The sequence below is a fragment of the Streptomyces sp. CB02058 genome (genome assembly GCF_001905505.1).
GTDB lineage: Bacteria > Actinomycetota > Actinomycetes > Streptomycetales > Streptomycetaceae > Streptomyces.
Genome location: NZ_LIPG01000004.1, coordinates 544,296 through 564,758, shown reverse-complemented (window position 1 = coordinate 564,758; position 20,463 = coordinate 544,296). Strand labels below are relative to the sequence as shown.

Annotated in this window: 19 protein-coding genes; 8 read left to right on the top strand and 11 right to left on the bottom strand. The window is 72.3% G+C overall.

Annotation, left to right across the window (positions count from 1 at the left end; all coding sequences use genetic code 11):
• Positions 1-22 precede the first annotated feature (22 nt).
• Together AMK10_RS23075 and AMK10_RS23070 are read right to left on the bottom strand one after the other, a co-directional pair.
• Positions 23-388, bottom strand: a complete 366-nt coding sequence (locus AMK10_RS23075) for an SCO4225 family membrane protein (protein WP_073749800.1) — start codon at positions 386-388, stop codon at positions 23-25.
• A gap of 80 nt (positions 389-468) precedes the next feature.
• On the bottom strand, positions 469-1,692 hold the full coding sequence (locus AMK10_RS23070; RefSeq protein ID WP_073749799.1) for an MFS transporter: 1,224 nt from the start codon (positions 1,690-1,692) through the stop codon (positions 469-471).
• A 121-nt stretch (positions 1,693-1,813) separates the two neighbouring features.
• Between AMK10_RS23070 and AMK10_RS23065 the strand changes: the two genes are divergently transcribed.
• Together AMK10_RS23065 and AMK10_RS23060 are read left to right on the top strand one after the other, a co-directional pair.
• Positions 1,814-3,028: an ROK family protein gene (locus AMK10_RS23065; RefSeq protein WP_073749798.1), complete on the top strand. Its 1,215-nt coding sequence runs from the start codon at positions 1,814-1,816 to the stop codon at positions 3,026-3,028.
• A gap of 332 nt (positions 3,029-3,360) precedes the next feature.
• Positions 3,361-3,666, top strand: a complete 306-nt coding sequence (locus tag AMK10_RS23060) for an SHOCT domain-containing protein (RefSeq protein ID WP_073749797.1) — start codon at positions 3,361-3,363, stop codon at positions 3,664-3,666.
• Between the two features lie 112 nt (positions 3,667-3,778).
• Here the strand turns inward: AMK10_RS23060 and AMK10_RS23055 are convergent, their stop codons facing one another.
• Positions 3,779-4,303, bottom strand: a complete 525-nt coding sequence (locus AMK10_RS23055; protein ID WP_198959764.1) for an ATP-binding protein — start codon at positions 4,301-4,303, stop codon at positions 3,779-3,781.
• Positions 4,304-4,516: 213 nt separating this feature from the next.
• A complete protein-coding gene (locus AMK10_RS23050) occupies positions 4,517-4,864 on the bottom strand; it encodes a hypothetical protein (protein ID WP_073749795.1) in 348 nt (115 codons plus the stop codon).
• A 226-nt stretch (positions 4,865-5,090) separates the two neighbouring features.
• Here AMK10_RS23050 and AMK10_RS23045 point away from each other — a divergent pair, with 226 nt between their 5' ends.
• Entirely contained in the window at positions 5,091-6,221 is a 1,131-nt protein-coding gene (locus AMK10_RS23045) for a PLP-dependent cysteine synthase family protein (protein WP_073749794.1), read from the top strand.
• Positions 6,222-6,238: 17 nt separating this feature from the next.
• On the opposite strand, the gene AMK10_RS23040 is transcribed toward AMK10_RS23045, so the two are convergent.
• Entirely contained in the window at positions 6,239-6,673 is a 435-nt protein-coding gene (locus AMK10_RS23040) for an SRPBCC family protein (RefSeq protein WP_073749793.1), read from the bottom strand.
• 59 nt (positions 6,674-6,732) lie between these two features.
• The gene (locus tag AMK10_RS23035) at positions 6,733-7,563 is read right to left on the bottom strand and encodes a DeoR/GlpR family DNA-binding transcription regulator (RefSeq protein ID WP_073749792.1); all 831 of its coding nucleotides are present in this window, start codon (positions 7,561-7,563) and stop codon (positions 6,733-6,735) included.
• 317 nt (positions 7,564-7,880) lie between these two features.
• On the opposite strand from AMK10_RS23035, the gene AMK10_RS23030 reads away from it, so the two are divergent.
• A complete protein-coding gene (locus tag AMK10_RS23030; protein WP_241839668.1) occupies positions 7,881-10,193 on the top strand; it encodes a hypothetical protein in 2,313 nt (770 codons plus the stop codon).
• Here AMK10_RS23030 and AMK10_RS23025 read toward each other — a convergent pair.
• The 4 genes from AMK10_RS23025 to AMK10_RS23010 all read right to left on the bottom strand — a co-directional run bounded on the left by AMK10_RS23025 (position 10,163) and on the right by AMK10_RS23010 (position 14,933).
• A complete protein-coding gene (locus AMK10_RS23025) occupies positions 10,163-12,601 on the bottom strand; it encodes a right-handed parallel beta-helix repeat-containing protein (RefSeq protein ID WP_073749790.1) in 2,439 nt (812 codons plus the stop codon). The genes AMK10_RS23030 and AMK10_RS23025 overlap by 31 nt on opposite strands.
• Positions 12,602-12,814: 213 nt before the next feature.
• Entirely contained in the window at positions 12,815-13,426 is a 612-nt protein-coding gene (locus AMK10_RS23020) for an Rv1733c family protein (RefSeq protein ID WP_073749789.1), read from the bottom strand.
• Between the two features lie 139 nt (positions 13,427-13,565).
• Entirely contained in the window at positions 13,566-14,390 is an 825-nt protein-coding gene (locus AMK10_RS23015; RefSeq protein ID WP_073749788.1) for an MOSC domain-containing protein, read from the bottom strand.
• 51 nt (positions 14,391-14,441) lie between these two features.
• Complete coding sequence (locus AMK10_RS23010) at positions 14,442-14,933, bottom strand: DUF6643 family protein (protein WP_073749787.1); 492 nt, start codon at positions 14,931-14,933, stop codon at positions 14,442-14,444.
• A gap of 568 nt (positions 14,934-15,501) precedes the next feature.
• Here AMK10_RS23010 and AMK10_RS23005 point away from each other — a divergent pair.
• From AMK10_RS23005 to AMK10_RS22995, 3 genes are all read left to right on the top strand, one after another.
• Complete coding sequence (locus AMK10_RS23005) at positions 15,502-16,023, top strand: hypothetical protein (RefSeq protein ID WP_073749786.1); 522 nt, start codon at positions 15,502-15,504, stop codon at positions 16,021-16,023.
• A gap of 96 nt (positions 16,024-16,119) precedes the next feature.
• Positions 16,120-16,872, top strand: a complete 753-nt coding sequence (locus AMK10_RS23000) for a hypothetical protein (protein ID WP_143194978.1) — start codon at positions 16,120-16,122, stop codon at positions 16,870-16,872.
• 132 nt (positions 16,873-17,004) lie between these two features.
• Positions 17,005-18,279 carry a TerD family protein gene (locus AMK10_RS22995; protein ID WP_073749784.1) on the top strand — a complete coding sequence of 425 codons (1,275 nt, stop codon included), beginning with the start codon at positions 17,005-17,007 and terminating at the stop codon, positions 18,277-18,279.
• Positions 18,280-18,373: 94 nt separating this feature from the next.
• Here AMK10_RS22995 and AMK10_RS22990 read toward each other — a convergent pair whose 3' ends face one another.
• On the bottom strand, positions 18,374-19,561 hold the full coding sequence (locus AMK10_RS22990; protein ID WP_073749783.1) for a glycosyltransferase: 1,188 nt from the start codon (positions 19,559-19,561) through the stop codon (positions 18,374-18,376).
• A 58-nt stretch (positions 19,562-19,619) separates the two neighbouring features.
• On the opposite strand from AMK10_RS22990, the gene AMK10_RS22985 reads away from it, so the two are divergent.
• Positions 19,620-20,411: a glutamate racemase gene (locus tag AMK10_RS22985; protein WP_073749782.1), complete on the top strand. Its 792-nt coding sequence runs from the start codon at positions 19,620-19,622 to the stop codon at positions 20,409-20,411.
• Positions 20,412-20,463 lie beyond the last annotated feature (52 nt).

Sequence of the window (20,463 nt, the reverse complement as noted above, 5' to 3'; positions counted from 1 at the left end):
GCCCGCGATTGTGCCAGAACCGTCAGGCGCCCTGAGGGTGCGCCGAGCGGCCACCGCGGGGACCGCGCAACAGCCGCGAGAACCACCCCAGCGCGCATGCCTGCACGAGCACCGAGACGACCAGCGAGAGGTAGAGGAACCAGGCGGGACCGCTGTCCGCACCGGCCATGGAACCGCCGAGGAGGAAGACGAAAACGGTCGGCGCGGCGAGGAAGAACAGCCAGACGCCGGCGAACGAAGCGTCGTCGTGGGACACGAAGAGCGTGTCCACCGCGACGAACACCGCGACCGCCAGCACGAGCCCGAGATAGATCCGCGAAGCCGCGTTGCCGAAGGTCAGCCGTGCCGTCGCGTGCAGCCGCTGTCGTGCCGTCACCAGGTGACCCATGTCCCGCTCCCCTTGGATGGTCGGTGCTTCCATCGTGCGCCGGGGGAGCGGTTCGTGCCTGAGTACGTCTACTCAGTCGTTCAGGTGTTCGTCGCGTTGCGGGCCGTGTAGCCCAGTACGGCCGCCGTCGCGGCGAGCACCGTCACCGTCACGAGCGCCACCGGGAGCGAGATCCAGTCGGCGAGGAAGCCGATCACCGGCGGCCCCAGGAGCATGCCGCCATAGCCGAGGGTCGAGGCGGCGGCCACTCCGCTCGGGCCCGCCAGGGCGCCCGCCCTGCCGACCGCGACCGGAAATATGTTGGCCAGGCCCAGGCCGGCCGCGGCGAAGCCGAGCAGGGCGAGCCAGACGGTCGGGGCGAGCGCGCCGAGCAGCATGCCGGCCGCCGCGATCACCCCGCCCGTCACGAGCGTGCGGGTCTGCCCGAAGCGTTCGAGCAGGGTGGTGCCGCTGAGCCGGCCGATGGCCATGGCCAGCGCGAACAGGGAGTATCCGGCGGCGGCGAGACCGGCGTTCGCGTCCAGGTCCTGGCTGAGGTGCAGGGCGCCCCACTCGGCGAGTGCGCCCTCGCCGTACGCCGTGCAGAGTGCGATGACGCCGAAGAGCACCACGATCCGCCGTGCCCGCGCACTCATCCGCTGCGGCTTCTCCGGGCTGCCGGCCGACCGCTCCGGAGGGGGTGTGACGGCAGCCCGGCTGCTCAGCAGTACGGGCCCGGTCACCGCGGTGACGAGGAGTCCGACGCCGGTGAGGGCGAAGAGGTGGGCCGACGGCGAGAGGCTGCCCGCGACGAGTCCGCCGAGCCCGGCGCCTGCCATGCCGCCCAGACTGAACGCGGCGTGGAAGCTGGGCATCACGGGGCGCCGCAGTGCGGTGACCAGATCGACGGCGGCGCTGTTCATCGCGACGTTCATCCCGCCGTACGCGGCGCCGAAGAGCAGCAGTACGAGGCCCAGGGTGAGGGCCGAACCCATCTGTGCGGGAAGGGCGATACTCAACGACAGCAGCACACCGCAGACCACCGTGACGGCATGGCTTCCGTAACGCCGGCAGAGCCTGCCCGTCAGCATCATCGTGACCACCGCGCCCGCAGAGACGCCCAGCAGGGCGAGGCCGAGGGTGGAGGCGGTGGCGCCGGTCTGGTGCTTGATGGCCGGGATACGGACCACCCAGCCTGCGAACAGGAAGCCGTCGAGGGCGAAGAACACGGTCAGCGCGGTACGGAGGCGTGCGGACGGGGGTGGGGCGGTGTCTCCGCCAGATTCCCCCGACAGGGCCGTCCGCAGTTTGTTTAGTTGCGGCACAAAGTGAGCATAGAGGCGTCAGGACGCCGCACGCAAGACGGATGCCGCTGTGACCTCCCGGTGAACGCCGAGCGATGCCGGAGCGTCGGCAATGGCTCCGGATCATGGGAGACTCGCCCCCATGAACGGCAAGTCGACCACCACGCGGACGAAGTTGGAGAGGGGCCGCAGCGCGCTCGGGCCCGCCCTGGAGCTCGTGCACACCGGGCGCGCTCCCACTCGCGCCGTGCTCACGGCGGAGCTCGGTGTCACCCGGGCCACCGCCGGAGCGGTGGCCGCGGAGCTCGAAGCGCTCGGGCTCATCAAGGTCGACTCCAGCCCTGGTTCCGCGGCCGGTTCGCAGGGCCGCCCCTCGCACCGGCTCTCCGTCCTCGACAGCGGCCCGGTCGCGCTCGCCGCGCAGGTGCACTCCGACGGTTTCCGCGCCGCGCTCGTGGGGCTCGGTGGCCGGATCGTCGCGACCGCTCCCGGCTGCGTCGCCGTCATGGCCGACCCCGCGCAGGTACTCGGCGAGGTCGTCGACGCCGGTGCCCGCCTCCTCCGCGACAGCGGCCTGCGCTGCGTCGGCGCGGGGCTCGCCGTTCCCTCAGCCGTCGCGGAACCCGAGGGCACGGCCCTCAACCCCCTGCATCTCGCCTGGCCGGCCGGAGCACCCGTCCGGGAGATCTTCGCCGCCTGCGTACGTGAAGCGGGCATCGCCGGACCCGCCTTCACCGCGAACGACGTCAACCTCGCCGCGCTCGCCGAGCACCGGCACGGCGCGGGCCGCGGTGCCCAGCACCTGCTGTGCGTCGCCACGGGACACCGCGGCGTGGGCGGTGCGCTCGTCCTGGACGGCCGTCTGCACAGCGGGAGTTCAGGACTGGCCCTGGAGGTGGGCCACCTCACGGTGAACCCCGAGGGCCGCCCCTGCCACTGCGGAGGGCGCGGCTGCCTCGACGTCGAGACGGACCCCCTCGCCTTTCTGACCGCCGCCCGCCGCGAGCCCGGCCCCGAGGAGTCGCTGCTCAAGCAGTCGGGCGACCTGCTGCGCGCCGAGTACGGCGACCCGCAGGTAAGGGCCGCCGCCGAGGAACTGATCGACCGGCTCGGCCTCGGCCTCGCCGGCCTGGTCAACATCCTCAACCCGGACCGGATCATCCTCGGAGGACTCCACCGCGACCTCCTGGAAGCCGACCCCGAACGCCTGCGCGCGGTGGTCGCGGACCGCAGCCTGTGGGGCCGCAGTGGCAGCGTGCCGATCCTGGCCTGCACGCTGGACCACAACAGCCTCGTGGGCGCCGCCGAACTGGCCTGGCAGCCCGTGCTCGACGACCCGCTGGCCGCACTGGCCTGACCGGTCCCTACGTCCCAGAGGAGCGTGCGGGCCGGGCTCGGCCACACGTACTGCGGCGGGACCTTCCGGAGCGCCCCGGCCGTTGGGAGGCCGTTTCCCCGTCGCCCGCGGGGCGGTCACCCGGGCACCCCGGCCGACCACGCGCGTGCTGCGTCTCCCGCAGCCCCGGCTCCGGAGCTGGGTGGTTGGCACGGAAGCAGGCCCCAGGCCAGGGCGTACTCCCGCCGGTGTACGCGGACTGCCGCCGCCCGTACGACGCCCCGGCCCCTCTCCCGGAGACAGGCTCGTAGACGAAAGGAAGCGGACCGACCCCGACCGAGGAGCTGACCGAGATGAACACCCTGGCGCACACCGGAGGGCCCGGGCCCTGGATCCTCTTCTTCCCGTTCGTCTGGGCGGCCGTCGTCATCGGCGTCGTCACGCTGCTGCGCCGCACCGTCCGGCGCGGCCCCTGGCAGCAGCCGCACGGCGTCCGCCGGGGCGGCCCGCCCGGCGAGCAGTCGCCGATCGGCCTCCTGGGCCGACGGTTCGCCGCGGGCGAGATCGACGAGGACGAGTACTGGCGCAGGCTCTCCGTCCTGGACGAGCCCTACGGTCGGTACGACAACGGCGGCCCGTACGGCAAGGAGGGTCCGTAGGGCGACAGCGGCCCGTCGTGACGGCGTGAGCCATGGAACGCGGGAGCGCGTCGATCCGTTCGCGATCGACGCGCTCCCGTGCGCGTTCCGTGCGAGCGCCGCCCCGTTCCCGTCAGCCGACGACGGCCGACCGGGCCCGGATCCGTGCTGCCGCAGGCTCCAGGAGACCTCCGGGGGCAGAGTCGAACGGCCCGTCGGTCGTCGACCCGTACACCGGGAGAGGGGGAAGAGCGGTGGTGAAGGAGGGCGCGGGCAGGGTGAACCACACGACCTTCCCGGTGTCCTCGCTCGGTCGTACGCCCCAGCTCTCGCTGACCGCGGCGATCATCGCCAGTCCGCGCCCGGAGGTGGCGGAGAAGTCGGCGTCGCACACGGTCGGCAGCCGGGGGTCGTGGTCGTGGACGGAGACCGTCAGCCGGTCGAGCAGCAGCTCGATCTCGACGGTGCACGATTTGTCCGGCTGTGCGTGCCGGTGGACGTTGGTCAGCAGTTCGGTGACACCGAGCGCTGCCTGGTCGATCAGAGGATCGAGATGCCAGTAGCGCAGTTGCGCCGAAATTATTCTGCGGACCTGACCGATCCGCGACGGCAGAGCTTTGAGCTCCACCGCGCAGTGCCTGCTTGGCTCGCTGATCACGGCTGCGACTCCCCGAAATAGGTCCGGAAGAAGACGAAGGAACGGATCCAGCAGATGGCTGACTGCTGTTTCTGGTCATGCGTGGTCCGCCCTGAACGGCTTCCGGCGGGGCTGCTTCCGCTGTCACCGCCGGTGCACCATCAGTGACGTGTGACCAGCGTGACTCAGGGGGTTGGGCTCCGCAACTCGCGGTGCCCTTACCGCACCGTAGCGTCAGCTCCGGCGCCCCGCCGCGTTCCTCACCGCCTCCAGGAACCGCCGGACCGGTACGGCACCGCCCGGCCTGCGGTTGCGCTGGCCCATGGTCAGCCGGTAGCGCACCCCGTTGATGCGCGCGACCGCGGAGCCGGCGGCGGCGAACCACGGCCTCCCGGCGCTCACCGCCGTCACCGGGGCGCTGTCGATCTCGCGTCCGTTGCTCGTCAGCAGCGCGAGCCTGCCGTCCTTGATGATCACTTGACCCGCTCTGGTGAGCGACCGCGCCCACCGCCGGATCCGCACGTCGCTCGCGCTGAACTCCGCCGTGCTGAAATCCGCCGCGCTGAATTCCGTTTCGGCCATGGCGACTTCACCCCCCTTGTGCAGACTTCTGTAAGTCTGCCCCGCGCGAGGCGCGCGCACCAGGCCCCCTCGGGAACCGCTCCCTCCGGCGTACGGCTCCCGGACCGCGCGGAAGCCCGAGCCCTGGGCCAAGGGAGGGCTATGGGCCATCAAAGTAAACGTTTGCGCAGGTGGGGGGAATATCGTGGAAGTCGCGGAGCAGGACGTCACCCGAAGGAGAGCGCTGATGGACACCAGTGGGAACAGACCCGAGGGCGGCGTCATGGAAACCCTGGACGTCGACCGCAGCGATCCGGACTACCGGGCCTGGCTCAAGGAAGCCGTACGCAAGGTCCAGGCGGACGCAAACCGTTCTGCGGACACCCACCTGCTCCGCTTCCCGCTGCCCGAGCACTGGGGCATCGACCTCTATCTCAAGGACGAGTCGACGCATCTCACGGGCAGCCTGAAGCACCGGCTGGCCCGGTCGCTCTTCCTCTACGGACTCTGCAACGGCTGGATCCGGCGCGGCAAGCCGGTCATCGAGGCCTCCAGCGGCTCGACCGCCGTCTCGGAGGCGTACTTCGCGAAGCTGATCGGCGTGCCGTTCGTCGCGGTGATGCCCCGGACGACCAGCCCCGAGAAGTGCCGCCTGATCGAATTCCACGGCGGTCAGTGCCACTTCGTCGACGACTCGCGCCGTCTGTACGAGGAGTCGGCCGCCCTCGCGGCCGAGACCGGCGGGCACTACATGGACCAGTTCACCTACGCCGAACGCGCCACCGACTGGCGGGGCAACAACAACATCGCCGAATCCATCTACCAGCAACTGCGGCTGGAGCGGTATCCGGAGCCCGCCTGGATCGTCGCCACCGCCGGGACGGGCGGGACGTCCGCGACCATCGGGCGCTACGTCCGCTACATGCAGCACGACACGCGGATCTGCGTACCCGACCCGGAGAACTCCTGTTTCTTCGACGGCTGGGTCCACGGCGACCCGGAAGCGACCAGCGACTGCGGGTCGCGCATCGAGGGCATCGGCAGACCGCGCATGGAACCGAGCTTCGTGCCCGGAGCCATCGACCGGATGATGAAGGTGCCCGACGCGGCCAGTGTCGCGGCCGTACGGGTGCTGGAGCGCGCCATCGGCCGCAAGGCGGGCGGCTCCACGGGCACCGGGCTGTGGAGCGCCCTCAGGCTCGTCGCCGAGATGGTGGAGCGGGGCAGCACCGGGAGCGTCGTCGCCCTCTTCTGCGACCCGGGCGACCGCTACCTGGACAAGTACTACTCCGACGAGTGGCTGAGAGGGCAGGGCATGGACATCCGGCCGTACACCGAGACCATCGACCACTTCCTGGCCACGGGTGTCTGGCCCTGAGCCGGACGCAGGCCGGTCTAGTCCTCCAGCAGCGTGCCGAGCACCCGGCCGAAGATCCGCCGCCCGGCGCGCGCCACCAGAGGGTCGCCCCAGCCGGGGACCAGCCTCATCCGGACCTCCTCGACCCAGATCACATGCGAGCCCGAACCCGTCGGGCGCACGTCGATCGAGGCCCGGCCGCGCACCACGGAACCCCGCTTCTCCAACTGGCACAGCCCCGCCCGGCCCGCGGACGGCGGCGTCCACCGCACCACTTCCATCGGATCGTCGAAGCCCAGCGGCCCCACACCGGTCCGCGCCACGAAGACCGTCCCGGCCCGGGTGGGCAGCCCTGTGGGGACGGTGACCGAGGTGAACGGAACAGTGCCCCCGTGCCGCTCCCAGTCGGTCACCCGCCGCCACGCCTCGGCGGCGGGGAGGGGAGTGAAACGCTCGATGCGGAATACGGCCACACATCGATCCTAGGACGTCCGGGCCATCGCGGTACGCGGAGCGGAAGGCGAGCCGCCGACTACGCCTCCGGGGAGCCGCCCGCCACCATCAGGCCCGGCAGATGCTCCTCGATCTCCTCCCGGACCTCGTCCGGCAGGCCCGCGTCCGTGACGAAGGCGTCCACCTCGTCGAGCCCGGTGAAGGAACTCAGCCCGACCGTCCCCCACTTGGTGTGGTCGGCGACCACCACGACCCGCCGTGCGGCGCGTACGAGACGGCGGTTCGTCTCGGCCTCCGCGAGATTCGGCGTGGAGAGACCGGCCTCGACCGAGATCCCGTGCACCCCGATGAACAGCACATCGAAGTGGAGCGAGTCGATCGCACGGTCGGCGACCGGACCGACGAGCGAGTCCGAGGGCGTGCGGACCCCGCCCGTGAGCACCACCGTGGCAGCCCCGGCCCGTGCCGCGCCCGCCGCCGTCGGACGCTGCGCGCCGTGGAACACATCGGCGACCCGCACCGAATTGGTCACCACCGTCAGGCCCGGGACGTCGACGAGATGACGGGCCAGCGCGAACGTCGTCGTACCGCCCGAGAGCGCGATCGCGCTGCCGGGCACGACCATGGTGGCCGCCGTGCGCGCGATGTCCTCCTTGGCGCTCAGCTCCAGCGTCGACTTGGCCTCGAAGCCGGGCTCGTGCGTGCTCGCCTCGACGACCGGGACGGCTCCGCCGTGCACCTTCTCGATGACCCCCTGACGCGCCAGCGCGTCCAGGTCCCGGCGGATGGTCATGTCGGAGACGCTGAGTTTGCGGGTCAGCTCGTTGACCCTGACCCCGCCGCGCTTGCGCACATCGTCGAGAATGAGGGCGCGCCGCTGCTCGGCGAGCAGGTTCTGATTCTCGCTCAAGGCCGGGCCCGGTCCTTCCCTCTGTGGTACGCACGGTCCGGCAGCCGCCCTGCGGGACGTCCTCATCCTGCCACGCAGTGTCGCGGGCCGGTTCACTGGGGAGATTCGGTGAGAGCCCGGCGACGGGTGCCTTTCGTCCGCGATGGTGGTGACTGGGCATCAGCCCAAAACCCCAGCCGTCCCCCTCCCGCCGGCCGCGCGCCGGACGGTCCAGAGAGCGAGCCACCGAATTGGCCCCTGCCCCCCAGGCCGCGCCCGGCAGTGGCGCCGCGCTGGAACTGCTCGTCCACGGCGTCGGCGGAGCCACCCCGCAGGAGATGCTCGGCGATCCGCGTACGACCAGGATCACCGGTGACACCACGGCCGCGATCTACCGGCGTACCGAGGACGTGGGAGCCGAGCATCACCCGGAGCGACACCGGGAAGGACCGGTCGCCGAGGCATACTGCTGGTCCAACCTCACCTCCGGCAACGGCTCCCGGGCCCTCTGGCTGCTGCTGCTCCCGTTCATGGTGGTCAACCTCGCGCACTGGATGCGCCCCACCGCCCGGGGCCGCACCGGTGCGGTCCGGCTGTACGGGGTCCTGGTCAGGCTGGTCGCGCTCAGCCTCACCGTGCTCCTGACCGCCGCGGCCTGCGAGGTCGCGCTCGACCTGGTGGCCTGGCAGTGCGCGGGTACCCCGGGATGCGCCGGCCGGCGCTCCTGGCTGGGCTTCCTCTCCACCGAACAGGGCGGGTGGTTCTCCCAGCCCGGCCGCCGGCTCTCCGTCGCCGCGCTCGTGCCCGTCGCCGTGGTGGGGCTGCTCTGGTACCTGTCCAACCGCACCTGGAGCGCCTACGAGGCCCAGCGCCCCCTCACCTGGGAGGAAGAGGCCGAACCGGACGCCGAGGCCGCCGAGGCCGAGGAGGCGCAGGAAACGGCCGCACCACTGGTCCGCCCGGCCCTCGGCCGGCCCGGCTTCTGGTACGGCCGCAGGCTGGTGGCCCGGCTGCGCGCCGCGCACACCGCGGCCGGATTCCTCACGGTCGCCGCCGCCGTCGGAGGAACGGCGGCCCGGCACGACCGGGCCGCCGACAGCCCCGTACCCGAGGTGATCGGAGTCCTCTTCGAGGCAGCCCTCGTCCTCTGCGCCCTCTTCGTCGTCGCGGTCGTCTGCCACCGGGGGCGCAGCGAGCGGCGCGTCGACAACCTGCTCGACCGTGCCGTGATCACCTACCTCCCCGGCGCCGCCCTGGCCCTGCTGGCCACCGGCGTCGTGTACGCCGGATGGTCGCGACCCGGCTGGACGTCCTCGGGAACCCTGCCCGGCGAGACGGCCTTCCGTGTCCTCACCCTCGGCCAGGGCGTGCTCGTCGTCGTACTCGCCGCGGTGGCACTGACCCTGTACCGGCGCACACCCGAGCCGCGCACCACCCTGCGCGGACTCGGCGGCCCCGCCGTCGCGATGCTGGCCTGCGCGCTCGGCGGTGTGATGTCCGGGGGAATGTCCCAGCGCGTCGCCGACTGGCTCGACGGCCCCGGCACCCCCGGCATGGGTGCGGACTCCGCCATAGCGGGCCCGCCGGTGCTCCTCAGCTGGCAGGCCGCCGTCATCCCGGTCCTGCTGCTGCTCCTGCTGGTACCCGTCGTCTGGCTGGCGGCGCGCACCGTGCGGCGCGCCCGCCGGCTGGGACCCGTGATCGAGGCGGAGTACGAGGAGAAGCACCCCGAGCCCGGTCGCACCGGACAGATCGCGCGCATCAGGGCCGCCGCCGCCCTCACCGACTCCGCACCCGGCATCCTCGGCCTGCTCTCCGCCGCCACCCTGCTGCTCGGCGCCGCGGCGGTGACCGGGTCCTGGCTCACCGGAGAGGTCCCCGGCCTGGCCATGGACGGCACGGCCCCGTTCGTCGAATCGTTCGCCGAGGCGGCCCAGGCGACCGGCTCCTGGCTCATAGGGTTCGGCGTCATCGTGCTCGTCACCTGCGGCCGCCGCGCCTACCGGGACGCCTCGGCGCGGCGCACCATCGGCATCCTCTGGGACGTCGGTACGTTCTGGCCGCGCGCCGCCCACCCCTTCGCACCGCCCTGCTACGCCGAGCGCGCCGTTCCCGACCTCTCGTCCCGCATGTGCGCCTGGACGGGGAGCACCCGTGGCAGGCTCGTCATCTCCGGCCACTCCCAGGGCAGTGTGCTGGCCGCCGCCGCGGTCTGGCAGCTTCCCGACGCGGCCAGGCGCCGGGTCGCGCTGCTCACCTACGGCTCTCCGATCGAGCGGCTGTACGGGCGGTGGTTCCCCGCGTACTTCGGTCCGGCGGCCCTGGACGGGCTCCACAGGTCCGTCCACTGCTGGCGCAACCTCTGGCGTGCGACGGACCCGATCGGCGGACCGGTCAGGATCGACGAGGGGCAGGGCCCCGAGGTGGACCGCGGTCCGCTGAAGGACCCGCTCGTCTACGGCCGGACGCCCGAATTCCCGCTCCCCGAACCGGTCCTGGGACACTCCGACTACCAGGCCGACCCCGTCTTCGCCGTGGAGCGGGCCGCGCTCCTGGAGCGGCTCGGGCCCGTCGTTCCGCAGCAGGCGGCCGGCGGTGTCCAGGGGGCGGGCGCCGAGGCTCAGGGCAGCGCGGGAAGGTCCTCGGGATAGAGCATCGTCAGGTCGTCCGTGCTCGGCTCGGTGAGCTGGGCGACCCGGCCTGCGTGCCGCTCGACCATCGACTCGAAGGTCTGGCGGGCCGTCCGGCCGTTGCCGAAGGCCGGGCCCTTGGGAAGCGCCGTGAAGTACTTGAGCAGCGCTTCCCCGGTCCCCTCCGCCAGGCTGTACTCGTGCTCCTCGCTCTGCTGCCCGACGATCCGCAGGAGCTCCTCGGGCTCGTAGTCGCTGAAGGTGATGGTCCGGGAGAAGCGGGACGCCACACCGGGGTTGACGGTGAGGAAGCGCTCCATCTCGTGGGTGTATCCGGCCACGATGACCACCACCGCGTCCCGGTGGTCCTCCATCAGCTTCACCAGCGTGTCGATGGCCTCCCGGCCGAAGTCACGGCCGGAGTCCTCGGGCGACAGGGCGTACGCCTCGTCGACGAACAGCACCCCGCCGCGCGCCCGGTCGAACGCCTCCTGTGTGCGGATGGCCGTGGACCCGATGTGCTCACCGACCAGATCGACCCGGGACACCTCCACGAGGTGGCCGTGCTCCAGCACACCGAGCGAGGCCAGGATCTCGCCGTACAGCCTGGCCACGGTCGTCTTGCCCGTGCCGGGGGAGCCGGTGAAGACCAGGTGCCGGCGCACCGAGGCCGCCTTCAGGCCGGCCAGCTTGCGGCGGCGGCCCACCTCGATCATGTCGGTCAGCGCCCGCACCTCGCGCTTGACGCTGTCCAGGCCCACCAGGGCGTCGAGTTCACCGAGCACGGCGGCGGAGTCCCTGACCGGCTCGGCGGGCACCGGGGGCGCGGCGGCGGGCTCGGCCGTCCGCTGCCCGGGCATCGCCCCGAGCAGCCCGGGCGTGGTCTGCGTCGCCGTCAGGACCGTGGGCGGCGGCGCGGGCGCCGCACCGCGCAGACCGCTCTCGTCACTGGTGCAGTCCTGGGCCACCGGACCGCCCGTGTGCCCGTCGCCGTGCGCGGAGCCCTCCGGGAACTCGTAACCGCCGCGCGCGCACCGCTCGGTCCGGCAGCGGGTCAGGGTGGAGCGGCACCCGTCCATGACGTGGAAGCCGTATCCCTCGCTCCCCGTGACCCGGCAGCTGTCGAAGGTGCCCCGGCCCTCGGCCGAGACGTAGAAACCGGCCTCCGCGGGGGAGGTGACGGTGCAGCGCTCGATGGTCGGGTCGGCGCCCTTGGTGACGATGACACCGGTCTGCGCCGCGTCGATGGTGCAGTTGTTCAGTGTGCCGCCGCTGCCGTGGTCGCGGAACCACGCACCGGTCGACGCCTCGCGGATGCGGCAGTCGTCGAGCTGGGCGGTGGCCCCGTCGCTCACCGAGACCGCCGTGTTGCGGATCTGGGAGAGATCGCTGTCCACCACATCGGCGCGCGAGCCCCGGTCGAGGACGAAGAGGGCGTCGGGCACGTCGTGGACGCGGCACGAGTCGAGTATGACGGTGGCCCCGTCGCTGACCCAGACCGCCGGGTAGTCGCCCGTGCTGTCGTGGATCTCGCACTGGTTGGCGTCGACCCGGGTGCCCGGGTCCCACACGGAGAGGCCGTTGCGGCCGAACCTGCGCACGGTGGAGCGGGTCAGGGTGAGTACCGAGCGGGAGCGCAGATCGACCGCGTTCTCCGGGATGTCGTGGATGTCGCAGTCGGCGAGCGTGAGGACCGCGTCGGTGTCCAGGGTGACCCCGTCGGCGGAGGTGCGGTGCACCGTGCAGTCGGTGAGGTGCGCGGCGCCGCGCGAGGTGACCTGCACCCCGCTGCCCTTGATCTCGTACACCTCGCAGCCCACCGCCTCCAGGCCGCTGCCCTCCCCGGTCACACTCAGCCCCGCACCCGAGGAGTGATGCACCCGGCAGCGCTCCAGACGGGGATGCGCGCCGTCGCGCACGGAGACACCGGACTGCCCGGCCGAGACGATCTCGCACTCCTCGAACACGCCACCGGCGCCGTCGAGTACGGCGATGCCCACACCGGCCGGATTGTCTACGGTGCAGCGGCGGACCGTGGGCCGGGCCGCGCCCCGCACCTCCAGGCCGGCGGCCGACCGCGTCACGATGCGCAGATCCGTCAGCTCGGGCGCGCCCTCCTCGACCAGCAGGGCGGGGGCGGCCGAGTCCTGGCCCTCCACGTGCAGGTCCTGGACGACGGCGGAGGCGCGGACCGTCAGGGGCACCCCGTCGGCCGGCGCGATCCGTACGGAGCCCGAGGAACCCTCGGGACCGCGCAGGGTCACCGCCCGGCTGATGACGAGATTCTCCCGGTAGGTGCCGGGGGCGACGGTGAGCACGTCACCGTCCGCGGCGGCCTCCAGGGCAGCGGTGAGGGAAGCGTATTCGCCCGTGCGGCGACGCCATCGCGATGTGCCGGTGTGCGTCACCTGGACCGTGCCCTGTGCCATGGTGCTGCTGTGCCCCCACCTCGTGCTGTGTGCGCTGCCTCGTGCCCGTCCGCATGTGCGCGGTCCGCCCGTACTCCGGCAGACCGCCGCTCCGCCTTCCGAGGAGCTCGGCGGGCCGGTCCACCGTAGCGCGCATGACGGGCGCGAGTTGACGGGTCGGCCGCTGAAGCACCCTGCCGGGCCGAAGACGAGGGGGAGGGAAAGCGCTCCCGGTCAGCTACCGGTACCCGTTCTGCCCCAGTCCGGTCCCACTTCGGCCCAGGCGCGGTCGAGCCGGGCGTAGCGCCGCAGCGTCATGCGCCAGACCACGAGCCGGCGCGCTACTTCCGTCAGGCCGCCCGCGAGCAGGGTCACACCGATGCCCGCGAGCACCGCGTGGGTGTGGGCCGTGGAGGTGTCCATGGGGCGCATCGCGGGCCGCCCCTTCTCGTCCGTCCAGATCTTGATCCGGGTGCCGGGAGCGGTCTCCTCGGACGTGGTCGACACCGTGCCCGTGCGCGCCGTGCCGTCGGGGGCGCGCCAACCGGCCACCACCGAGGTGCGGGTGGACTCCTCCGTGACGGCGGCCTCGGGGTCCCGGGCGAAACGGGATGCGCCCGAGGACTCGCGGACCACGACGGCAGAGGTGAGACGGCGCTCCGCGTGCTGGGATCGCACCGCCTGCTGGAGCGCGTCGTCCGTCAGCGAACCGCACACCCAGCCGAGCACCGGCGCCGCCAGCACCATCACCAACAGGGCCAGCAGTGCCACCCACGCCTCGTGACGGTCGGTGGACCGGCACACCGGATTGTGCCTCCACCGCCGGATTCCCAGAACCGCTCGCACAGTTCATGCACCCCCTTCCCTGTCCGTGATAACCCGACGGACGCGCGAATACGTCCGCGGACGGAGAAGAGAGAGCAACCTCACGCCGCCAACACTCCCTCCGGCGCCGCTAGTTCCCCCAGCCGCGAGGCCCGGACCGTCAGCCGAGGACCCGCACCGGATCGCCCACCCGGATCACGCCGGTGCCCTCGGGAATCAGGTTCTGGCCGAAAAGGAGGTCCTTTCCGGCCCTGCGGTGGAGGGCGAGCGTACGCAGCGGCTCCTTGCCCCGCTCCGCCGTCCGCTGGTCGGTGGTCGTGATGACGCACCGGCCGCACGGCTTCACCACACGGAAGACGACCTCCCCGATCGCGATCCGCTTCCAGCCGTCCTCGGCCCAGGGCGCCGTGCCGTCCACCACCACGTTCGGCCGGAACCTGTTCATGGGCAGCGGACCCTCGTCGGGGTGGCCGCCCCGCGCGATCAGCGCGTTGAGGGCGTCGAGCGAGGCACGCGTGGTGAGCAGCAGCGGGAAGCCGTCGGCCAGCGACACGGTCTCGCCGGGCAGGCCGAACGCCGGATCGACGGGCCTGCGGTGCGACGGCGCGTCGAGATGGACGAGCCGGACCTCCGCACCGAGGCGCGTGCTGAACCATGCGTGTGCCGCCTCGGCGGCCTCCACCACCTCGACCTTGCTCCTGTGGAGCTGCGCGACGAGCAGGAGGCCCGGATCCGGCACCTCCACCCGCAGCGGCTCGCTCCCGGGTGCCGACAGCGACAACCCGCCACCGGGCAGCACCCGCGCCGACAGCTGCGCCATGCGCGGCTGCTGACGCTGGGTGACGACCGTGCCCTCTCCGTCGATCAGCATCCAGCGGCGGTCACCGTCGAGTCCCCATGGCTCGACGACGGCCTCGTCGGCCGCGCACGCGGCCAGCGACTTGACGGGATGGACGCGCACGGCGCTCAGAACTGCGGGAGGCATGCCCCCATCCTGCCAGCCGGCCCCCCGCCGAACGGGGCCCGGCAGCGCCGGTCAGTACCCCCGGCCCTGGTACGGACGGTTGTAGGGGTCCTCGTACGGCGACTGCGCGGGCGCCGGCCGCGGCGAGGCCGGGCGCATCGCCTCGTACCCGGTGCCGGGGCGCTGCGGCTGCTGCGGCGGCTGCTGCTGGTAGCCGCGCGGGGCGGAGGGCTGCTGGGGGATGTACGGCGCGGGCGCGTGCTGCAGCTGTGCGGGCTGCATCATCGGCGCCTGCTGCATCCCGGCGTTCTGGTACTGCGGCTGCGCCGCCTGCTGCGGGTAGCCGTAGGACCCGGTGTTCTGGGACGGGGCCGCGGGCAGGGCGGGCAGCGCCGAGGGAAGGGCCGGCAGGTAGCTGTTCCCGGTGTCGTAGGCGGCAGGGACCCGGATCGGTGCGATCTGAGGGGTCCCCCGCTCGGCGACCAGGGAGTCGTAGATCGGGGTGTCGGGGAACGACGGCGCGGCGTAGTAGCCGCTGCCGTAGGTGGAGCGGGGGGAGGTCATGACACATAAGTTAAGCCCACGATGTGCTGGTTGGGGAGTCCCAATCTTGGGGTTATCCGTTTTACGCTGGTTCTGTGTGCCGGACCCACCGAAATCGTTAATGCCTCTGTTAACGCGGAGGCTTTTCCGCGGGAGGGTCCGTGGTTAACGAGAAGTGGCGGAGAGGCTACAAAGGGCGACCCCCGCGCGCTCTCCCGGCGGAGGCTTTGATCGCGAGAGCCCGGAGGCCATGACCGTCGGACCCCGTCGCCCGCCCGAGCCGATCCCGCGCCTTCCCCGGGCTCCGGCACTGGGAAGACCCCGGGCGGAGTGATTCGCGTTCGTGCGCGACCATGATTTTCCCCGACGCCTCCGACCGCATACCGAGCCGTCCGGAGCGAATTGCGCGCGCGTTCGCGGAGCCCGAACTCGTCGCCGCCGAACACCCTTTGGCCGCGGGATGCACAGGGGCGGAAGCGGGGGACCCCGTCTCCGCCGGCCTCCGGGCGGGTCGGGCCCCGCGGAGCGTGCCGGGTAGGCTCGGCCGCGCACCGTCAGGAGTGGCGAAGCCGAGGGGGACGACACCGCCGTGCACGACGATCCGGCCTGGGGGCCGCTGCCCGTCCGCCACGCAGCCCTGCGATGGCTGCTGATCCCCGTGACCGTGGTGTTCCTGCCGTTCTGGTGGCTGGTGTGGATCCTCCTCGCGATCGCTTTCTCCGGCGTGGCGGCGGTGGCCCAGCTGATCGTCTACGTGGTGCCGAGGGCGGAGAAGGGCGCGGTACGCGTTTTCGACGCCACACTGGGTCAGGTGCCGTTCCTCCCGCTCTGGTGCGTGACCCCCGTGGCGTTGCTGAAGGAGGGCGACTCGGCGTACTACCGGGCGAGAGTGGACCGGCTCGTAGAGAAGAAGACCCGGCGGGTGGACACCCCTCCGTACGAACGCGATCTGGAACTCGGGGCCCACTTCTTCCGGGGGGCCGGGGCCGGTTACGTCCTGCGTGTCGCCTCGGAGCGGGGCTGGAGCCTCCACCCGGTGCTGCGCTCGCACCCCCGGCGCCGCCTCCGGCTGCGTCACAATGGCCGTCCACGGCCGGATCTGAGGACCTGACGGCCCGTCCGGGTCCCGGTACCCGCTTCGAAGGAGACGGCAATGAGACGGCACGCCGCACGGTGGCCGACAGGGATCGGCGCGTTCGTCCTGGGCTTGGCAGTCTTGACCGGCTGTGCCATCGACAAGGGCTCGGCACTTGCCGCGGACTTCGAGGAGAGCTGGGCCGGCACGCCGGACGTGGCGGACATCCGCACCACCAAGAACAACACCCTGCCCTTCAGCGGAACATCCACCGGCACGCTGGTTCTGGAGGACGGCACCCCGGCCGACCGCGTGAGGGAGCTGGCGGACGAACTGGGCGAGTACGTCGCCCGCAACGACGCGACCAGTGGCCGGATCACGGCGGGCGGCATCACCTTCTCCGTCGTCGCGGACAGGACCCGCACCCGTGAAGTCCTGGCGCTGTGGCAGTCGTTGGAGGCCGACGGCCAGGTCAAGGGCGCAGACATCGAGGACGCGCCGTGGAAGGGAGAGGCCGACCGCTGGCGGATCGACGTCGACGCGGCAGGGATGAAGGGCGGGATGGTGCTGTTCAAGGACATCTCCGCCGAGGGCGGCAGCCACCGGCCGCTCCCCGGAGTGACGGTCCTCAAGGTCGAGGGGCCGGGTCTCCTGGTGGAGAGTGCCTTCGGTGACCGTTTCCCCACCGAGGCGGTCGCCGCCTACGACGCGGTGAGCGCCCGGTATCCGGTCGCCGCGGCGACTCTGCGGCGCGACGCCGTGTCCGGATCGGCGGTACGCATCGTCGTGCCCCTGAGCGCGGACATCGAGCAGGCCGGGGAACTCGCCAGGAGTGCGGCGCCGAACCTCGGTGACGCCGTCGAGGTCGTCGGCGAGGGCCGGTGACACAGGGGGAACCGGTTCACGGGCTCTGAGCCGGCCGCTTCCCCAATGCGAGCGAACCCGGTCCGGACTGTGGGCTCACAGGTGGGCCGGGGATTAGGTTGACGGGAAACTCTCCGGGCATCCGGACTCGTGATGGGGGCGAGCATGACCATGCAAAAGGGAACCAATGTCGCGGTGCCGGCCCGCGCCGTGCGCGTCGAACTGGGCTGGCGTGCCTCCCCGGGCACGCCCGACGTGGATGCCTCGGCGCTCCTGCTCGTCTCCGGAAAGGTGCGCGGAGACGCGGACTTCGTCTTCTACAACCAGCCGGCGCACGCGTCGGGCGCGGTACGCCACGAAGGCAAGCGCACCGTCGGGGGCGGTGTCACGGACAGCCTCGCGGTCGACTTCGGGCGTATGGAGCCGGCGATCGACCGGGTCGTCGTCGCGGCCTCGGCCGACGGCGGGACCTTCGGCCGGGTGACCGGCCTGTACGTGAGGATCGTGGACGCGGCGAACGGCGCGGAGATCGCCCGCTTCGAGAGCGCCGACGCGACGGTCGAGACCGCCTTCATCCTCGGCGAGCTCTATCTGCGCCAGGGCGCCTGGAAGTTCCGTGCGGTGGGACAGGGCTACGACACCGGACTCGCGGGCCTGGCGACCGACTTCGGCATCTCCGTCAACGAGCCCCAGCCGGCGCCCCCGCAGACGCTTCCCCGGCCCCAGGCGCCCCCCGTCGCGCCCCAAGCGGCCCCCGCGCCGCCACCCGCACCCCCCGTCACCCAGGCCGTGAGGCTGACCAAGGTCACGCTGACGAAGGAAGCGCCCTCGGTCTCGCTCTCGAAACAGGGCGGTACCACCGGAGTGCTGCGCGTCAATCTCAACTGGGAAGTGCGCAAGCAGTTCAAGGGCTGGGGCGCGAAACTCGGCAGAGCTGTCGCCATGCACGGCGACCTCGATCTCGATCTCTGCGCGCTGTACGAACTCACCGACGGAAGCAAGGGGGTTGTGCAGGCGCTCGGAAACGCCTTCGGGTCTCTGCGCCAGCCGCCGTTTATCCATCTGGACGGCGACGACCGCACCGGCGCGGTCTCCACCGGAGAGAACCTCACGGTCAACCTCGACCACAAGGACCGGCTGCGCCGTGTTCTGATCTTCGTCACCATCTACGAAGGCGCCCGGAGTTTCGCCGATCTGCATGCCACGGTCACGCTCCAGCCGCAGAACGGTGCCGCGATCGACTTCTCTCTCGACGAATGCACCGTGCCTTCCACCGTGTGCGCCCTCGCTCTGATCACGGGCAACGGGGGAGACCTCACCGTGCAGCGCGAGGCCCGCTATCTCGTGCCCCAGCGGGGTGTGAGCCCGCAGCGGACCATAGACGCCGCCTACGGGTGGGGCATGAACTGGACCCCCGGACGCAAGTGACCCCTCCCGGTCCCCGCTGCCGTCCGGCGGGGCCCAGAGGTGCGGCGAGCGGCAGTGGGGGCCGCAGGGTGCCGTCGCCGTCGCCGGGTACGGCTCAGGGTTCCGGTGCGGCCTCGGGGCGGGCGTACGTACGCCCCTTCCAGGCCGCACCGAGGCCCCGGTAGTGCTGCACGGCGGAGTCCACCGTCATCAGGAGATAGAGGACCGCGGTGAACGGCAGCAGCGGTGCCAGCCAGAGAGACTGCCGGTAGTACCCCAGCATCGGCATGTACGTCCCCGCCATCACCGCCCAGGCCGCCCCGCCCGCCCAGGCCGCCACCGGGTCTCCCGTCAGCAGCCCGGCGAGCAGGGTGGCGGGCGGCGCGACATAGACCAGGCCCAGCCCGAACACCGTGCCCGCCAACAGCAGAGGGCTGTGCCGGAGTTGTGCGTAGGCGCTCCGCGAGACCATCCGCCACAGGTCGGCCAGCCGTGGATACGGCCGTACGCTGTCCACCCGCTCCGCGAGGCCCAGCCAGATCCTGCCCCCGGCGCGGCGGACCGCGCGGGCCAGCGACACGTCGTCGATCACCGCCTGGCGGATGGACTCCGGGAGCCGTGCCCGCTCGGCCGTTCCGGCACGCAGCAGTACGCAGCCGCCCGCCGCGGCGGCCGTCCGGGACCCGCGCCGGTTCACCCGCCGGAAGGGGTAGAGCTGCCCGAAGAAGTACACGAAGGCGGGCACGATCAGCCGCTCCCAGGTGCTCGCCACCCGGAGCCTGGCCATCTGCGAGACCAGATCGAAGCCGTCCGCGCCCTCGGTCCCCGCCGCGGCGACGAGCTCGCGCAAGCTGTCCGGCTCATGCGCGATGTCCGCGTCGGTCAGCAGCAGGAACTCGGGCTTCCGCTGCCGGGCCAGCGCCATCCCGTGCCGCAGGGCCCAGAGTTTGCCCGTCCAGCCCGGCTCCGGTTCGCCGGGCGACACCACCGTCAGTGGCAGTCCTCCGCAGCGTACGGACAGCGCGCGGGCCAGCTCGCCCGTGCCGTCGCCGCTGCAGTCGTCGACGAGGATGATCTCGGCCTCGCCCGGATAGTCCTGGGCGAGCAGCGACGGCAGGCTCCTCGGCAGGACCTCGGCCTCGTCGCGCGCGGGCACGACCACGGCCACGGACGGCCAGCGCTCCGGCTCGGCCTCGGTACGCACGGGCAGCCGCTGGTCGGTCCGCCAGAAGAACCCCTGCCCGAGCAGCAGCCAGACCCACACGACCAGCGAACCCACGGCGATCCAGGCAACGGCGCTCATCCGTCGAAGTGTGCACCACTCCGGCGGCGGCGCAAGGGTGGTCGACTATGGTGACCGGGTGAAGATCGCACTCATGGACTCGGGAATCGGCCTGCTCGCGGCAGCGGCCGCGGTACGCCGGCTTCGGCCCGACGCCGATCTGGTGGTGTCGTCGGATCCTGGTTCGATGCCCTGGGGGCCACGCACGCCCGAGGACGTGACCGGGCTTGCGCTCGCCGTGGCACGTGCCGCCGCGGCCCACCGGCCGGACGCCCTGATCGTCGCCTGCAACACCGCGTCCGTGCACGCCCTTCCCGCCCTGCGGGCCGAACTGGAGCCCGGCCTGCCGGTCATCGGCACGGTGCCCGCGATCAAGCCGGCCGCCGCGGGCGGCGGCCCCTTCGCCATCTGGGCCACCCCGGCGACCACGGGCAGTCCCTACCAGCGCGGGCTCATCCGTGAATTCGCCCGGGACGCGGACGTGACCGAGGTGCCCTGCCCGGGGCTGGCCGACGCCGTCGAGCACGCCGACGAGGAGGCGATCGACCGCGCGGTGGCGGCCGCCGCCGCCCTCACCCCGGCCGGGGTGACGGACCTGGTCCTCGGCTGCACCCACTACGAACTGGTCGCCGAACGCATCCGTGCCGCCGTGGAGGGCGACCGCCCCGGCCGCGCCCCGCTCGTGCTGCACGGCTCCGCCGAGGCGGTGGCGACCCAGGCCCTGCGCCGTATCGGAGCGGCTCCCGCTCCGTCGGCCGAACCGGTCGGCACCCTCACCGTGCTCCTCGCGGGACACGCCGGGGACCTGCCCGAACCCGCGATGGCCTACGCCGAGGGCCTGCTGCTCAAGGCCGTCAGCCCCGCGCTCTGACCGGTTCCGGCGCCCCGAGGGGCCGCGCGACCCCTCCCGGGCGCGCGGAACC